The sequence below is a fragment of the Streptomyces daliensis genome (assembly GCF_054782395.1).
The window spans coordinates 98,306-110,839 of sequence record NZ_BAAGSO010000100.1 but is presented as its reverse complement, the minus strand read 5'-3'; the positions used below and the strand labels follow the sequence as shown (position 1 = coordinate 110,839).

General features: G+C 72.5%; 13 protein-coding genes and 1 pseudogene. 9 read left to right on the top strand and 5 right to left on the bottom strand.

All coding sequences use genetic code 11. The annotated features are described in order from the left end of the window. Positions 1-43: 43 nt before the first annotated feature. Positions 44-253: pseudogene (locus tag ACYVOO_RS27295) on the top strand (helix-turn-helix domain-containing protein); the annotation flags it as partial. A 193-nt stretch (positions 254-446) separates the two neighbouring features. On the opposite strand, the gene ACYVOO_RS27290 reads toward ACYVOO_RS27295, so the two are convergent. After that, on the bottom strand, positions 447-2,102 hold the full coding sequence (locus ACYVOO_RS27290; protein WP_461018355.1) for an FAD-binding dehydrogenase: 1,656 nt from the start codon (positions 2,100-2,102) through the stop codon (positions 447-449). A gap of 116 nt (positions 2,103-2,218) precedes the next feature. Between ACYVOO_RS27290 and ACYVOO_RS27285 the strand changes: the two genes are divergently transcribed. After that, positions 2,219-2,746 (top strand): NUDIX domain-containing protein, encoded by a 528-nt coding sequence (locus ACYVOO_RS27285; protein ID WP_461018390.1) that lies wholly within the window; start codon positions 2,219-2,221, stop codon positions 2,744-2,746. 44 nt (positions 2,747-2,790) lie between these two features. On the opposite strand, the gene ACYVOO_RS27280 is transcribed toward ACYVOO_RS27285, so the two are convergent. Continuing rightward, positions 2,791-3,201: an SRPBCC family protein gene (locus tag ACYVOO_RS27280; RefSeq protein ID WP_461018354.1), complete on the bottom strand. Its 411-nt coding sequence runs from the start codon at positions 3,199-3,201 to the stop codon at positions 2,791-2,793. 169 nt (positions 3,202-3,370) lie between these two features. Between ACYVOO_RS27280 and ACYVOO_RS27275 the strand changes: the two genes are divergently transcribed. The 3 genes from ACYVOO_RS27275 to ACYVOO_RS27265 are packed head-to-tail and all read left to right on the top strand — an operon-like array spanning position 3,371 to position 4,661. Further along, the gene (locus tag ACYVOO_RS27275) at positions 3,371-3,769 is read left to right on the top strand and encodes a YidH family protein (protein WP_453347105.1); all 399 of its coding nucleotides are present in this window, start codon (positions 3,371-3,373) and stop codon (positions 3,767-3,769) included. Beyond that, a complete protein-coding gene (locus ACYVOO_RS27270) occupies positions 3,766-4,125 on the top strand; it encodes a DUF202 domain-containing protein (protein WP_461018353.1) in 360 nt (119 codons plus the stop codon). The genes ACYVOO_RS27275 and ACYVOO_RS27270 overlap by 4 nt, the downstream gene beginning before the upstream one ends. 59 nt (positions 4,126-4,184) lie before the next feature. Continuing rightward, positions 4,185-4,661 carry a gluconokinase gene (locus ACYVOO_RS27265; RefSeq protein WP_453347147.1) on the top strand — a complete coding sequence of 159 codons (477 nt, stop codon included), beginning with the start codon at positions 4,185-4,187 and terminating at the stop codon, positions 4,659-4,661. Positions 4,662-4,765: 104 nt separating this feature from the next. Here the strand turns inward: ACYVOO_RS27265 and ACYVOO_RS27260 are convergent, their stop codons facing one another. Next, positions 4,766-5,710 (bottom strand): hypothetical protein, encoded by a 945-nt coding sequence (locus ACYVOO_RS27260; RefSeq protein ID WP_461018352.1) that lies wholly within the window; start codon positions 5,708-5,710, stop codon positions 4,766-4,768. A 101-nt stretch (positions 5,711-5,811) separates the two neighbouring features. Here ACYVOO_RS27260 and ACYVOO_RS27255 point away from each other — a divergent pair, with 101 nt between their 5' ends. The 3 genes from ACYVOO_RS27255 to ACYVOO_RS27245 all read left to right on the top strand — a co-directional run bounded on the left by ACYVOO_RS27255 (position 5,812) and on the right by ACYVOO_RS27245 (position 9,568). Continuing rightward, on the top strand, positions 5,812-7,053 hold the full coding sequence (locus ACYVOO_RS27255; RefSeq protein ID WP_461018351.1) for a Shedu anti-phage system protein SduA domain-containing protein: 1,242 nt from the start codon (positions 5,812-5,814) through the stop codon (positions 7,051-7,053). 271 nt (positions 7,054-7,324) lie between these two features. Further along, positions 7,325-8,347, top strand: coding sequence for a phosphotransferase family protein (locus ACYVOO_RS27250; RefSeq protein ID WP_461018350.1), 1,023 nt, complete (start codon positions 7,325-7,327; stop codon positions 8,345-8,347). A gap of 6 nt (positions 8,348-8,353) precedes the next feature. Further along, complete coding sequence (locus tag ACYVOO_RS27245; protein WP_461018349.1) at positions 8,354-9,568, top strand: acyl-CoA dehydrogenase family protein; 1,215 nt, start codon at positions 8,354-8,356, stop codon at positions 9,566-9,568. A gap of 122 nt (positions 9,569-9,690) precedes the next feature. On the opposite strand, the gene ACYVOO_RS27240 is transcribed toward ACYVOO_RS27245, so the two are convergent. Further along, entirely contained in the window at positions 9,691-10,446 is a 756-nt protein-coding gene (locus tag ACYVOO_RS27240; protein ID WP_461018348.1) for an FG-GAP repeat domain-containing protein, read from the bottom strand. A gap of 278 nt (positions 10,447-10,724) precedes the next feature. On the opposite strand from ACYVOO_RS27240, the gene ACYVOO_RS27235 reads away from it, so the two are divergent. Next, positions 10,725-11,180 carry a DUF6010 family protein gene (locus ACYVOO_RS27235; protein ID WP_461018347.1) on the top strand — a complete coding sequence of 152 codons (456 nt, stop codon included), beginning with the start codon at positions 10,725-10,727 and terminating at the stop codon, positions 11,178-11,180. Between the two features lie 299 nt (positions 11,181-11,479). Here ACYVOO_RS27235 and ACYVOO_RS27230 read toward each other — a convergent pair whose 3' ends face one another. Further along, complete coding sequence (locus ACYVOO_RS27230) at positions 11,480-12,475, bottom strand: NADPH:quinone oxidoreductase family protein (protein ID WP_461018346.1); 996 nt, start codon at positions 12,473-12,475, stop codon at positions 11,480-11,482. Positions 12,476-12,534 lie beyond the last annotated feature (59 nt).

Sequence of the window (12,534 nt, the reverse complement as noted above, 5' to 3'; positions counted from 1 at the left end):
AAGAGTGGCCAGCGGCCAACGAGACCGCCGGAGGTGCCGGGTTATGCCTGAGCAAAGGGGACACCATGGGGGCGAGTCGGAATCGTCCGACAGTCTCAAGGGGTTCGGGGAGGTCGTCCGCTCCTTCCGGGAGCATCGGGGGTGGACGCGGGAGCAACTGGCCCGCATCGTGGGGTACTCGGTCCACACGGTGGCGTCGATCGAACGTGACCGCCGCTTCCCGCCCCCGGACTTCCCACAGCGCACGGACGACGCGCTCGAGGCGTTCGGCACCATCGTCAAGGCGGCCCGCCACCTGTCCCGCAACCCGGGCCTGGCCGCGTGGTTCCGCCTGTGGGCCAGGCTGGAGCGCGAGGCGGTCAACCTTTCGTCGCGTACGCGGCAGGCGACTGACCCGCACGTGGACGGGGCGGGACCACATACCCCGCCCCCACACGGAGTGCCCGTCACCCCACCGCCTTCGCCGCCGCCCTGCCCGCCGTGCGGCCCGAGAAGAGGCAGCCGCCCAGGAAGGTGCCCTCCAGGGAGCGGTAGCCGTGGACGCCGCCGCCGCCGAAGCCCGCCGCCTCGCCCGCCGCGTAGACGCCGGGCAGCGGTTCGCCGCCCTCCGTCAGGACGCGGGACGAGAGGTCCGTCTCCAGGCCGCCGAGGGTCTTACGGGTCAGGATGTTGAGCCGTACGGCGACGAGCGGGCCCGACCTCGGGTCCAGGAGGCGGTGCGGTGAGGCGACCCGTATCAGCTTGTCGCCCAGGTACTTGCGCGCACCGTGGATCGCGGTGACCTGCGAGTCCTTCGTGAAGGGGTTCTTGATCTCGCGGTCGCGCGCCGCGATCTCCCGGCGCAGCGCGGTCTCGTCGATGAGCTTGTCGCCCGTCAGCTCGTTCATGCGGCGCACCAGCGTGCTCAGGTCGCGCTCGATGATGAAGTCCGCGCCGTGGTCCATGAACGCCTGCACCGGCCCCGGCGCCCCCGACCCGACCCGCGCCAGCAGGTCGCGCACGCTGCGCCCCGTGAGGTCCGGGTTCTGCTCGGAGCCGGAGAGCGTGAACTCCTTCTCGATGATCTTCTGGCTCAGTACGAACCACGTGTAGTCGTGCCCCGAGTGCATGATGTGGTCCAGTGTGCCGAGCGTGTCGAAGCCGGGGAACAGCGGTACGGGCAGCCGCTTGCCCGTCGCGTCGAGCCACAGCGACGAGGGGCCCGGCAGGATGCGGATGCCGTGCCGGTTCCAGATCGGGTTCCAGTTCTCGATGCCCTCGGTGTAGTGCCACATCCGGTCGCGGTTGATGATGCGTCCGCCCGCGTCCTCCGTGATGCCGAGCATCAGCCCGTCGACATGCGCGGGCACCCCCGAGAGCATATGCCGGGGCGGGGTGCCCAGCCGCTCGGGCCAGTTGGCGCGTACGAGGTCGTGGTTGCCGCCGATGCCGCCCGACGTCACGATGACCGCCTGGGCGCGCAGCTCGAACGACCCGGCGACCTCGCGGCTGGACTCCGTTCCCCGTTCCGCTTCGCTCGGCGCGAGGATCTCCCCTGTGACGGTGTCCACGGAGCCCGCGCTGCGCGAGAGCCCCGTGACGCGGTGCCGGAAGCGCAGGTCGACGCGCCCGCTGGCGGCCCCGGCCCGTACGCGCCGCTCGAAGGGCTCCACGACACCGGGCCCTGTGCCCCACGTGATGTGGAAGCGGGGCACGGAGTTGCCGTGGCCCGTCGCGTCGTAGCCGCCGCGCTCGGCCCAGCCGACGACGGGGAACAGCCGCAGGCCCTGCTGCCGCAGCCAGGCCCGCTTCTCGCCGGACGCGAAGTCCACGTACGCCTCGGCCCAGCGGCGCGGCCAGTGGTCCTCGTCGCGGTCGAAGGCCGCCGTGCCCAGCCAGTCCTGCCAGGCCAGTTCGCGGCTGTCGCGGATGCGCATGCGGCGCTGCTCGGGCGAGTCGACGAAGAACAGGCCGCCGAACGACCAGTGCGCCTGGCCGCCGAGTGACTGCTCGGGCTCCTGGTCGAGGAGGATCACCTTGCGGCCCGCGTCGGCGAGTTCGGCCGTGGCCGCGAGCCCCGCCAGCCCCGCTCCGATGACGATCACGTCGGCGTCGTACGCCATGCTGCCCACCTGCCACCTGTCGTGCTGTCCGCGCCGGAAGGACCGACCTGGTGACCGGAGAGTAACCGCAGGCCCGGTGCACACGGCACCCCCACGACGGTGCTGAGATGAACGGCATGACGGAACAGGGCCGCTCGGCGGACGAACTCCTGGACATCGTGGACGAACAGGACCGGGTCATCGGCCAGGCCCCGCGCGGGGAGGCGATGGCACGACGGCTGCGGCACCGCTGCTCGTCGGTGCAGGTCCGCGACCCGCGCGGGCGGATCTTCGTGCACCGCAGGACCCCGGTGAAGCTGGTGTTCCCCTCGACGTACGACCTGGTGGTCGGCGGCGTCGTCGGCGCGGGCGAGACCTACGACGAGGCGGCGCTGCGGGAGGCCGAGGAGGAGCTGGGGGTGAGCGGGCTGCCGATGCCGGAGCGGCGGCTGACGTTCCTCTTCGACACCCCGGAGCACTCCTGGTTCGTGCGCGTCTACGAGGTGGTGTGCGCGCTGCCCGTACGGCCGCAGCCCGAGGAGGTCGACTGGTGGGACTTCCTCCCGGAGGACGAGGTGGAGCGGCGCATCCCGGAGTGGGAGGTCATCCCGGACGGGCTGGAGTGCCATCGGCGGTTGCGCGGGCTGCGCGGATTGCGCCGGTGACCCGGTAGCTCGCGGTAAGGCCGTTCCTCTGCCGGAGGCGGGTCTCAGGCGGACTCCATGAGCTTCTTGAGGCGGCGCAGATCGGCGGCGACCATGCCCGCGTCGCGCTCGAAGTCGGCGTCGCTCATCTCCGGCCGACGACGGAGGGTGAACACCACTTCGCTCCCCGCGTCGTCGGCGATCACACGGACCGGGTTGTGGACGGTCTCCCCGGAGGGCAGCGTGACGTCGTGGTCGAGCACCCCCAGCTCGTTGCGCGGCGCGAAGGTGATCACGACCCGCCCCATGGGGGAAGACTCCGCGACCCAATGGTCGTCGGCCTTTTCGACGGCTTCCCCCAGCCCATGGGCCCAAGCGGGCAGGTTGGCCGGGTCCGACGCGTAGGCGTAGACATCGTCGACGGTGCGGTCGATGTGGATGCCGAGATGGCGCGATTCCTTGCCGGTGCTGTTCATGGCAGTGACGGTAGTGGGCCGAGGCCGCCGTCCTCTTGAACGAATCGGACATGCCGGGGTCACCTGGCGTCCGGTGACGGGTGCGGGGCGTGACGAGAGGCGTTCCCCTGGGGCAGGGGCGTCGCGGATGCGAACGCGTGGTCCGATGAACAGGCATTAAGCTCGACACATGATCGAACGGCTCTTCGCGACCCTCCGCCTGTGGTTCGCGCCGCAGCGCATCAGGGCGGAGGGCTCGACTCCCGACTACCGCTTCTCGCTCGCCAACGAACGCACCTTCCTCGCCTGGATACGCACCTCCCTGGCGCTGGTGGCGGGCGGCATCGCGGTGGACCAGTTCCTGACGGGGCTGCGCTGGGGCGTACGGACGACGATCGCGGTCGCCCTCCTCGCGGGGGCAGCGCTCTGCGCGGTCCGCGCCGTCAACCACTGGGTGCGCTGCGAGCGCGCGATGCGGCGCGGCGAGGACCTGCCCGCGTCCCGGTTCCCCGCGGTGCTGGCCACCGCGACGGCGCTGGCGTCCCTGCTGGTGATCGCCATTGTCGCCCTGGGGTGGGCCGGGCAGTGAGCCCCGCGCCGCCCCCACCGGAGCCCGGTCCCGCGCCGGAACCGGAGTCGGAGCCTGACCGCGACCCCGGCGCGCAGCCGGAGCGGACGCGGCTGGCGTGGCGGCGTACGACGCTGACGTTCGCCGTGTCCGTCGGGCTCGCCGTGCGCAGCGCGATGATGAAGGGCAGCGGCGCGCCCGTGGTGATCGTCGTGGCCGTGGGCGTACTGGCCTGGCTCGCCTTCCTCGCGGTCGCGCACCGCCGCATAGCGAACATGGCCGCGTCCCGCCCCGCCGTGCTGAACGGCCGCCTGATGCAGGGGGCAGCGGTCTGTACGCTGTTGATGGTGATCGTCGGATTGGTGCTGCTGAGGTGAGCGTGGACGACGTTGAGAACAGCGGGGCCGCCGGGGGCGCGACGCCGCTGGTCGTGGTCATGGGTGTGGCCAGCTCGGGCAAGACCACCATCGGCACGAAGCTCGCGGAACGGCTGGGCGTGCCGTACGCGGACGCCGACGACTTCCACCCACCGGCGAACGTCGCCAAGATGTCGGCGGGCACCCCGCTGAACGACGAGGACCGCCGCCCCTGGCTGGACGCCATCGCCGCCTGGCTCACCGCGCGCGAGCGGGAGGGCGGCGGCGTGGTCAGCTCCTCGGCCCTGCGACGCCGCTACCGCGACCGGCTGCGCCAGGCGTCCCCGGACGTCTTCTTCCTCCATCTGGACGGCTCGGAGGAGCTGATCGCGGCGCGCATGGAGAAGCGGAAGGGGCACTTCATGCCCCGTTCGCTGCTGCGCTCGCAGTTCGAGGCCCTGGAACGGCTGGAGCCCGACGAGCACGGCGCCGCGATCGACATCTCGGGCACGCCCGAGGAGAACACGGACCGCGCGGTGGCGGCCGTACCCCACTGACCGGCGCCGAGCCCTGCTGGGCCCACTGATCCCGTTCCCGCCTGCTGGGCCCCGCTGGCCTGCGCTGCTCCCCCCTGCTGGTCCCCGCCGTCAGCGCGCCCCTGTCAGGCGCGGCGGCGCCCCCGGCGCAGCTCCAGCGCGAGCGCCCGCACCTCACGCGCCGCGAACCCCGGCTCCTCCGCCATCGCCCGCACCAGCGCGGCCCGCACCGCACGGCCACGGCCCGCGGCGACGAGCGCGGCGGACTCCGTCAGCGCGTCCGGGAGACCGGCGTGCCGTGGCGGCGCGTCGGCGTCCGCGTCGAACCAGCGCGCCGGCGGGAAGGAGCGGGCCACCTTCGGCTGCCCGACGCCGAGCCAGTTCCAGACGTAGCGGTCGACGGACACGTTCACCACATGCCCCGAGGGCAGCGTGCGGACCCACGGGCGCGACGCCTTGCTCTGCTGCCAGCGCCAGTGGTGCGGGCTCGTCCTGCCCCGCTCGGTGACCCCGGCGTAGCGCAGCTTGCGGCGGATGACGTTCCAGGGCTCGCGGGTCTCCGCGATCCAGCGGGCGAGTTCGCCGTGCAGGATGTCGAAGGTGCCGCCGCTGTGGACCACGTCCACGAGCGCCACGGGGCGCTCGCGGCGCGCCAGCGCCGTCGGGGCCAGGCCGACGGCGGCGAGGTGTTCGCGCAGCCTGCGGCGCACATGCGCGGGCACGGCGTCGCCGGGACCGAACCCGCTACAGGACACGGGGAGCCGCCGCAGACCGCCGTGCCGGTTGTCGGCCTTGCGCGAGGTGCCGTCGAAGGCGCCCGTGAGCAGGTCGTACATGCTGTCCAGCGAGCGGCCGACGAAGCACAGGTCGGCCGCCGAGGTGCGGGTGAGGACCTTGGCGGCGCAGTCGGTGAGCGCGGGGAGGTACCAGAGATCGGGCGCCTGAGCGCCGTACGTCAGCGCCCCGACGCGCTGCGGACGCTCCCCGGCCTGCGACCAGCGGAACGGCGTGGGTGGTGCGGGTGGTGGTGTGGGTGACGTGGGTGGCGGTGAGGAAACGGCGTGGGCCATGACGTCCAGTCCACCACCGCGCGGGCACGCGCGGCATCCGGTTTTCCGCTCGTCCACAGGCCCTTGAGCCCGTTGTCGTACCCGCCCGGCAGACTCCACACATGACGCCGACGCCGACGCCGAGATCCGACAAGGCCCTGGAGTTCCACCTCCAGGACATCGAGCGGGCCGCCACGGCCCCGGAGGTCACCGCCGCGGTCGGCGCTGTCCTCCGCCACATAGCCGTGCGGGCGAACGGCTACCGTCCGGGCGGCAAGAAGCTCACCGGACTCCTCGCCGAGGCACGTCGGTGCGCGGCGCGGCACGAGGAGTGGGAGACGGTCCGCTCGCTCCAGGACGCGGTGCACTACACGGAGGGCCGTCTGCTGCGCCCGGACTACGAGGAGAAATACCGGCTCTCGTACTTCCCGAAGGAGCCGCGCGACGAGCTGGGCCTCCAGTACATCGCCCGTACGCTCACCAGGACCGGCGAGCTGTGGTGCTCGGAGGGGCGCAAGATCCTCGGCGAGCGGCCCGGCATCACGCCCAAGGAGCTGCTGACGGAGATCGCCGAGCTGAGCGCGGACGCGGAGCTGACGCGGGCCCCGGAGGAGGACCCCGCGCGCTATCACATCCCGCGTGGCGCCGCAGAGCTCGCCAAGTGGACGGAACGCGTGCTGCGCAACCGCGTCGAGATCGTGGACCCCCACGACGCGGCGCACCGGATCGTCTCCTCGCCCGAGGCGCTGGCCGTCCTCGCGGCCGACGAGGACGGCCGAACGCTGCTGCGCGCGGCGGAACTCCAGCGGCGCGCCGAAGGGCTCGCCGCGCTCCGCTCCGTCGCCGAGGACCCGTCGGCGACGGAGCATGCGCTCCAGCGCGCGCTCTCGGGCCAGCACTGGATCTTCGGGGGCCGCTTCGTCGCGGAGTCGGAGCACCGCAGGCTGGTGCCGGGCGACGAGCTGGACATCCCCCTCCTCCGGGCCGACGGTGCCCTGCACGTGGTGGAGCTGAAGCAGGCGGCGGGCGTCAGCCGCCTCGTCAAGCGGCAGCGCGGCGCATGGGTGCCCACGCATCAGGTGCACGACGCGGTGGGCCAGGCCATCAACTACCTCGTCGGTCTTGACGAGAACCGGGAGCGCATCAGGGAGGAGTTCGGAATCGATACGCGCCGGGCGAGCGCGGTGGTGCTGATCGGGCATCCGCTGGGCCAGCCCGAGGTGCCGGAAGAGGTGATCAACGAGGCGCTGCGGACGCACACGGCGCATCTGAGCCGGGTCGAGGTGCTGACGTACAAGGAGCTGATCGACAGCGCGGAGCGCGCCCTCGGGGAAGGGGCCGGGACCGAGGCACCCCTCCCGTGACGGACCGTGCCGGGCCCCCTCACGCGGCACACCGGCCACAGGACCCCCTCACGCGCGGGCGCGCGGTGTCGCACGACACAGGGATTCGGCGCATCCCCGTGCCCCGACCCCTAGACGCCCATACCGACTAGTCGGCATGATCGGGTACGGTCCCCGCGACCCATGTTCACGAACCGTGTTCGCGGCCCGCCCCGCGCGGACCCACGGCAGCAGTTCCCGCCATCGCCCGATGGCCGGGCGTCCACCCCCTCACCCCCGAGGAGCGCGCACGATGAGCAAGGAGAACCCGCCCGGTCTCGACCTGGGGCGGCTCGGAGAGCATCTTGAGCGGGAGCGCCCCGGGCTGGTGAACGGGCCGCTGACGGCCGAGGTCGTCCAGGGCGGCCGTTCGAACCTCACGTACCGCGTCACCGACGGGACCTCGCGCTGGGTCGTACGGCGCCCGCCGCTCGGCCATGTGCTGGCCACGGCGCACGACATGGCCCGCGAGTACCGCGTCATCAGCGCCCTGCACGGCACCGACGTGCCCGTCCCGGAGACGCTGCTGCTGTGCGAGGACGCGGAGGTCGTCGGCGCGCCCTTCTACGTGATGGAGCACGTGGACGGCACCCCGTACCGCACCGCCGAACAGCTCGCGCCGCTCGGGCCCGAGCGCACCCGGCGGCTCGTGCTCTCGCTGCCCGACACGCTCGTCGCGCTGCACTCCGTGGACCCGGCCGCCGTCGGGCTCGGCGACTTCGGGCGCCCCGAGGGCTTCCTTGAGCGGCAGTTGCGGCGCTGGGGCAAGCAGTTGGACGCCTCGCGCAACAGGGACCTGCCGGGCATCGACGAGCTGCACGGCGCACTCGCGGAGGAGCGGCCCGAGTCGCCCGAGCCCACGATCGTGCACGGCGACTTCCGGCTGGACAACGTGCTGGCGAGCGCGGACGACCGCATCGCCGCCGTGCTCGACTGGGAGATGTCCACGCTCGGCGACCCGCTCACCGACCTCGGGCTGCTGGTGATGTACAGCGAGCGCCAGGACATGCCCGACTCCCCCGTCAGCACGACGGCGGGCGCGCCGGGACACCCCGAGCCCGCCGAGCTGATCGAGCGCTACGCGACGCTGTCGGGGCGCGACGTGTCCCGCGTCAACTGGTACACGGCGTTCGCCTACTTCAAGCTCGCGGTGATCCTCGAAGGCATCCACTACCGCTTCACGCTGGGCCAGACCGTCGGCCCCGGCTTCGACCGGATCGGCGATCTCGTCCCCGTCTTCATCGACAACGGACTCACCACACTGCGGAAGGGCTGACGGCACATGGACTTCGCATTCGACGCCCGTACGGAGGAGCTGCGCAAGCAGTTGCTCGCGTTCATGGACGAGCACGTCTACCCGGCGGAGGCGGTGGCCGACGAGCAGCGTGCCGCGCTGGACTCGCCGTGGGAGACGCCGCCCGTGGTGGAGGAGCTGAAGGCCGCGGCGCGCGAGAAGGGGCTGTGGAACCTCTTCCTGCCCGACCGCACCTACGGCGCCGGGCTCACCAACCTCCAGTACGCGCCGCTCGCCGAGATCACCGGGCGCAGCCCGCGGCTGGCCCCGACCGCGCTCAACTGCGCGGCGCCCGACACCGGGAACATGGAGGTGCTGACCGAGTTCGGCAGCCCCGAGCAGCGCCGCGCCTGGCTGGAGCCGCTGCTGAGCGGCGAGATCCGCTCGGCCTTCGCGATGACCGAGCCCGAGGTGGCCTCGTCGGACGCGACGAACATCGAGACCCGCATCCGCCGCGAGGGCGACGAGTACGTCATCACCGGGCGCAAGTGGTACATCTCCGGGGCCATGAACCCGGACTGCAAGATCTTCATCGTGATGGGCAAGACCGACCCGGACGGCGAGGACATCCGCCGCCAGCAGTCGATGGTGCTCGTCCCGCGCGACACCCCGGGTGTCGAGGTGCGCCGCGCGATGACGGTCTACGGCTACGAGGACCACTACCACGGCGGGCACGCCGAGGTCGTCTTCGACGGCGCGCGGGTCCCCGTCGCCAATCTGATCGGCGAGGAGGGTGGCGGCTTCGCCATCGCACAGGCCCGCCTCGGGCCGGGGCGCATCCACCACTGCATGCGGCTGATCGGCATGGCGGAGCGCGCCATCGAGCTGATGTGCAGGCGCGCGCAGGAGCGTACGGCCTTCGGGAAGCCGCTGGCCGCGCAGGGCGTGGTGCACGAGTGGATCGCGGACGCGCGGGTGCAGGTCGAGCAGTTGCGGCTGCTGGTGCTCAAGACGGCCTGGCTGATGGACACCGTCGGCAACCGGGGCGCGCACACGGAGATCCAGTCCATCAAGATCGCGACGCCGCGCGCGGTCGTGGACATCCTGGACCGCGCGGTGCAGCTCCACGGCGCGGGCGGCGTGAGCCAGGACTTCCCGCTGGCCGAACTGTGGGCGGCGGCGCGGACGCTGCGCCTGGCCGACGGCCCCGACGAGGTGCACCAGCGCTCCCTGGCGCGACGCGAGCTGAAGCGGTTCGCCTGACAGGGGCGGAGGACTGCTGACGGAGGGCGGCTGACGTGACTGGGCGCCGCCCACGGTCCCCCTCGGACCGTGGGCGGCGCTCAGTGGTGATCAGTGGTGATCAGTGGTGATCAGGAGCAGGCTCAGGCGCACGCCTTGTAGAACTTGCTCCAGCCGTCGGTGGGCATGGCCGGGGGCTCGCCCCAGGTGGCGTTGTCCTCGCCGTACTTGGCGTTGTCGTCGTAGTTGATGTCCTCGATGCCGGTGCCGGGCTGCCCGAGGCGCACCTCACGCTCCGCCGTGCCGTCACCGGTGTTGTTGTGGATCGCGAGGTCCGGGAGCTTGTCTCCGTTGTAGTCGGCCACCGCGAGGCCCCAGATCTCGCCGCGCTCGCCGAGACCGGCCTTCACCGTGTCGTCGGAGGACAGGTCCGTCCGGTCCAGCGGGCCGGGACGGTACTCCGCGATGCGCGCCGTGGCGGGGTCGTCGCCGCCGGACGGCTCGATGACGTTGACGACCAGGTCCAGGATGCCGTCGTTCTGGAAGTCGGCGACGGCGGCGGTCGTCTCCTCGCCCTTGTTCGCGCCCACCAGTTCGGCGACGGTGAACTTCTCGTCGAACGAGCCGCCCTTGATGCCGAACTGGACCGTCATCTTGGTGCCGTCGTTCCCGGGGTTGCTGATCCTGTCCGGGAGGCCGTCGCCGTCGATGTCGCCGATCAGCGTCGTCGCGTTCTCCAGGCACGGGGCCGAGGCGGCGGCACCGGCCTTGCTCGTGCTGCCCGTGCCACCCTCGGCCGACGGCTCGGCCGCGCCCGCCTGGACGGCGGCGGTCAGGGTCAGCGCCGCGGCGACGGCGGTGAGCGGCACGGTGACGAGGCGCGAGCGAATGCGAGGCATTGCGAGTTCCTTTCGTTGCTGGTGCGAGGTGTGATGCGGCACCCGCACCGCGAGTTCACACGTGGTGCGCCGTGTGACGAGCCCGTGACAAACGGGGGATCTACGGGGTGACGCGAGGGGCCGGGCCCGCGCGGCGGGAACCCGTTGGAGCCTGTCGGTAATGCCACTGGGGAGCCGTCGGACGCGGTTCTAGCGTGTGGACGTTCCCGCGAAACGCCAGGCGCCTCCGCACTCCGGGGTGCGCCGTCGCACCGTCACGCCCAGGAAAAGGCACCCGCATGCAATACCTCATGCCGATCGTCATCGGTGTCCTGTACGCCCTGCTGATGTCCCTCATACGCGAACCGCACCGGCGCCGCTTCAACGCGATCATGGTGGCCGGAGCCGGGGCCGCCTATCTGAGCGGTGGCGGCATGGGAGGCTGGGAGCCGGCGTTCGCGGCCCTCGTCGCCTACGTCGCCTACCGCGGCCTGGAGTCGTGGACGTTCATCGGCATCGCCTGGCTGCTGCACACCGCGTGGGACATCGTCCACCACCTCAAGGGCAGCCCCATCCTCCCCTTCTTCCACGACTCCTCGCTGGGCTGCGCGATCTGCGACCCGGTCATCGCGCTGTGGTGCCTGGGCGGGGGCCTGACGCCGCGCGAGATGCTGCGGCGCCTGCGCGGCAAGCGGGGTTCGGCGCGGGACGAGCGGGCCGAGCGCGTGCCCGCGCTCCAGGAGCAGGGGCGCTGAGCCTGGGGCGGCTGCTCGGCGAACGCCCCGGACTGGACGGCCGGGCTGTTCTGGCCGGCCCACCCGCTGGAACAGGCGCCGTCCCCACCAGGACGCGGCTATGGCGGCGGGGCCTCGTCACGCCGGGCCCCGCGCCGCCCACGTAGCCGCGCCGCAACCCCGTGCACAGGGCAAACGCCCGCGCCACGGCAACACGCCTACAGCAGTCGGCTGCCCGGAACGACCGCGCGGGACGCCCCGGCCCCGCGAAGGGGGCCGACGCGTCCCGCGTCACCGTTCGTCCGCCGAGCGGCCACCGCTCACGCGGTGCCCGGCACGACCACCACCCGCCCCGTGGTGATCCCGTCGAAGACCCGCTGCACCGCGTCGGCCGCGCCGTCGAGCGGAACGCGCTCGCTGATGAGGGGCTTGATCGCGCCCTCGGACGCGAGCTTCGTCAACTCCTCGTGGCAGGCGCGGACCGCGTCGGGGTCCTTCGTGTTGTAGAGGCCCCAGTGGAGGCCGAGGATCGAGTAGTTCTTGACGAGGGCGTGGTTCAGGCCGGGCGTCGGGATCGCGCCGCTCGCGAAGCCCACGACGACGATGCGGCCCTCGAAGGCCACGCACTTGGCGGACTTGGTGTAGGCGTCGCCGCCGACCGGGTCGTAGATCACGTCCGCGCCCCGGCCTCCCGTGGCCTCCTTGACGGCGGCCACGATGTCGTCCTCGCGCCGGTCCACGACCACGTCGCAGCCCAGCTCCCGCGCGATGCGCGCCTTCTCCGCGCCGCCGACGACGCCGATGACGCGCGCGCCCGCCGCCTTCCCGAGCTGCACGGCGGCGCTGCCCACGCCCCCGGCCGCCGCGTGCACGAGCAGCGTCTCGCCGGAGCGCAGTCCCGCGCGGCGGTGCAGCCCGAACCAGCCCGTCTGGTAGCCGATGTGCAGCGCCGCCGCCTCCGCGTCGTCCAGCGACCCGGGGGCCGGGCGCGCGCTCTCGGCGCTGACGACGGTGCGCTCGGCGAAGGCGCCCGTGGGCAGCACCGGCTGGGCGATGACGCGTTCGCCGACGGCGGGCGCGCCCTCGGTGCCCTCGCCGGCGGCCAGCACCTCGCCGCACAGTTCGACGCCGGGCGTGAACGGGAAGGGCGGGCGCACCTGGTACTCGCCCCGGCACAGCAGCGCGTCGGGGAAGTTGACGTTCGCGGCGCGCACCCGCACCAGCAGTTCGCCCTTGCCAGGCTCGGGCTCAGCGGCCTCTTCCAGCCGCATCACCTCGCGCGGCTCGCCGTTCGTGTGGACGCGCCATGCCTTCACGGGGGCTCCCTCCGCCCTGGACCGGGCTTGTTCGTGTCGTACGGTCATGCGGTCGTACG

Bases quoted from the DNA above. Each gene is read 5' to 3' on its own strand.
- ACYVOO_RS27290 (WP_461018355.1), bottom strand. From the start codon at position 2,102: ATGGCGTACGACGCCGACGTGATCGTCATCGGAGCGGGGCTGGCGGGG.
- ACYVOO_RS27285 (WP_461018390.1), top strand. From the start codon at position 2,219: ATGACGGAACAGGGCCGCTCGGCGGACGAACTCCTGGACATCGTGGAC.
- ACYVOO_RS27280 (WP_461018354.1), bottom strand. From the start codon at position 3,201: ATGAACAGCACCGGCAAGGAATCGCGCCATCTCGGCATCCACATCGAC.
- ACYVOO_RS27275 (WP_453347105.1), top strand. From the start codon at position 3,371: ATGATCGAACGGCTCTTCGCGACCCTCCGCCTGTGGTTCGCGCCGCAG.
- ACYVOO_RS27265 (WP_453347147.1), top strand. From the start codon at position 4,185: ATGGGTGTGGCCAGCTCGGGCAAGACCACCATCGGCACGAAGCTCGCG.
- ACYVOO_RS27260 (WP_461018352.1), bottom strand. From the start codon at position 5,710: ATGGCCCACGCCGTTTCCTCACCGCCACCCACGTCACCCACACCACCA.
- ACYVOO_RS27255 (WP_461018351.1), top strand. From the start codon at position 5,812: ATGACGCCGACGCCGACGCCGAGATCCGACAAGGCCCTGGAGTTCCAC.
- ACYVOO_RS27250 (WP_461018350.1), top strand. From the start codon at position 7,325: ATGAGCAAGGAGAACCCGCCCGGTCTCGACCTGGGGCGGCTCGGAGAG.
- ACYVOO_RS27245 (WP_461018349.1), top strand. From the start codon at position 8,354: ATGGACTTCGCATTCGACGCCCGTACGGAGGAGCTGCGCAAGCAGTTG.
- ACYVOO_RS27240 (WP_461018348.1), bottom strand. From the start codon at position 10,446: ATGCCTCGCATTCGCTCGCGCCTCGTCACCGTGCCGCTCACCGCCGTC.
- ACYVOO_RS27235 (WP_461018347.1), top strand. From the start codon at position 10,725: ATGCAATACCTCATGCCGATCGTCATCGGTGTCCTGTACGCCCTGCTG.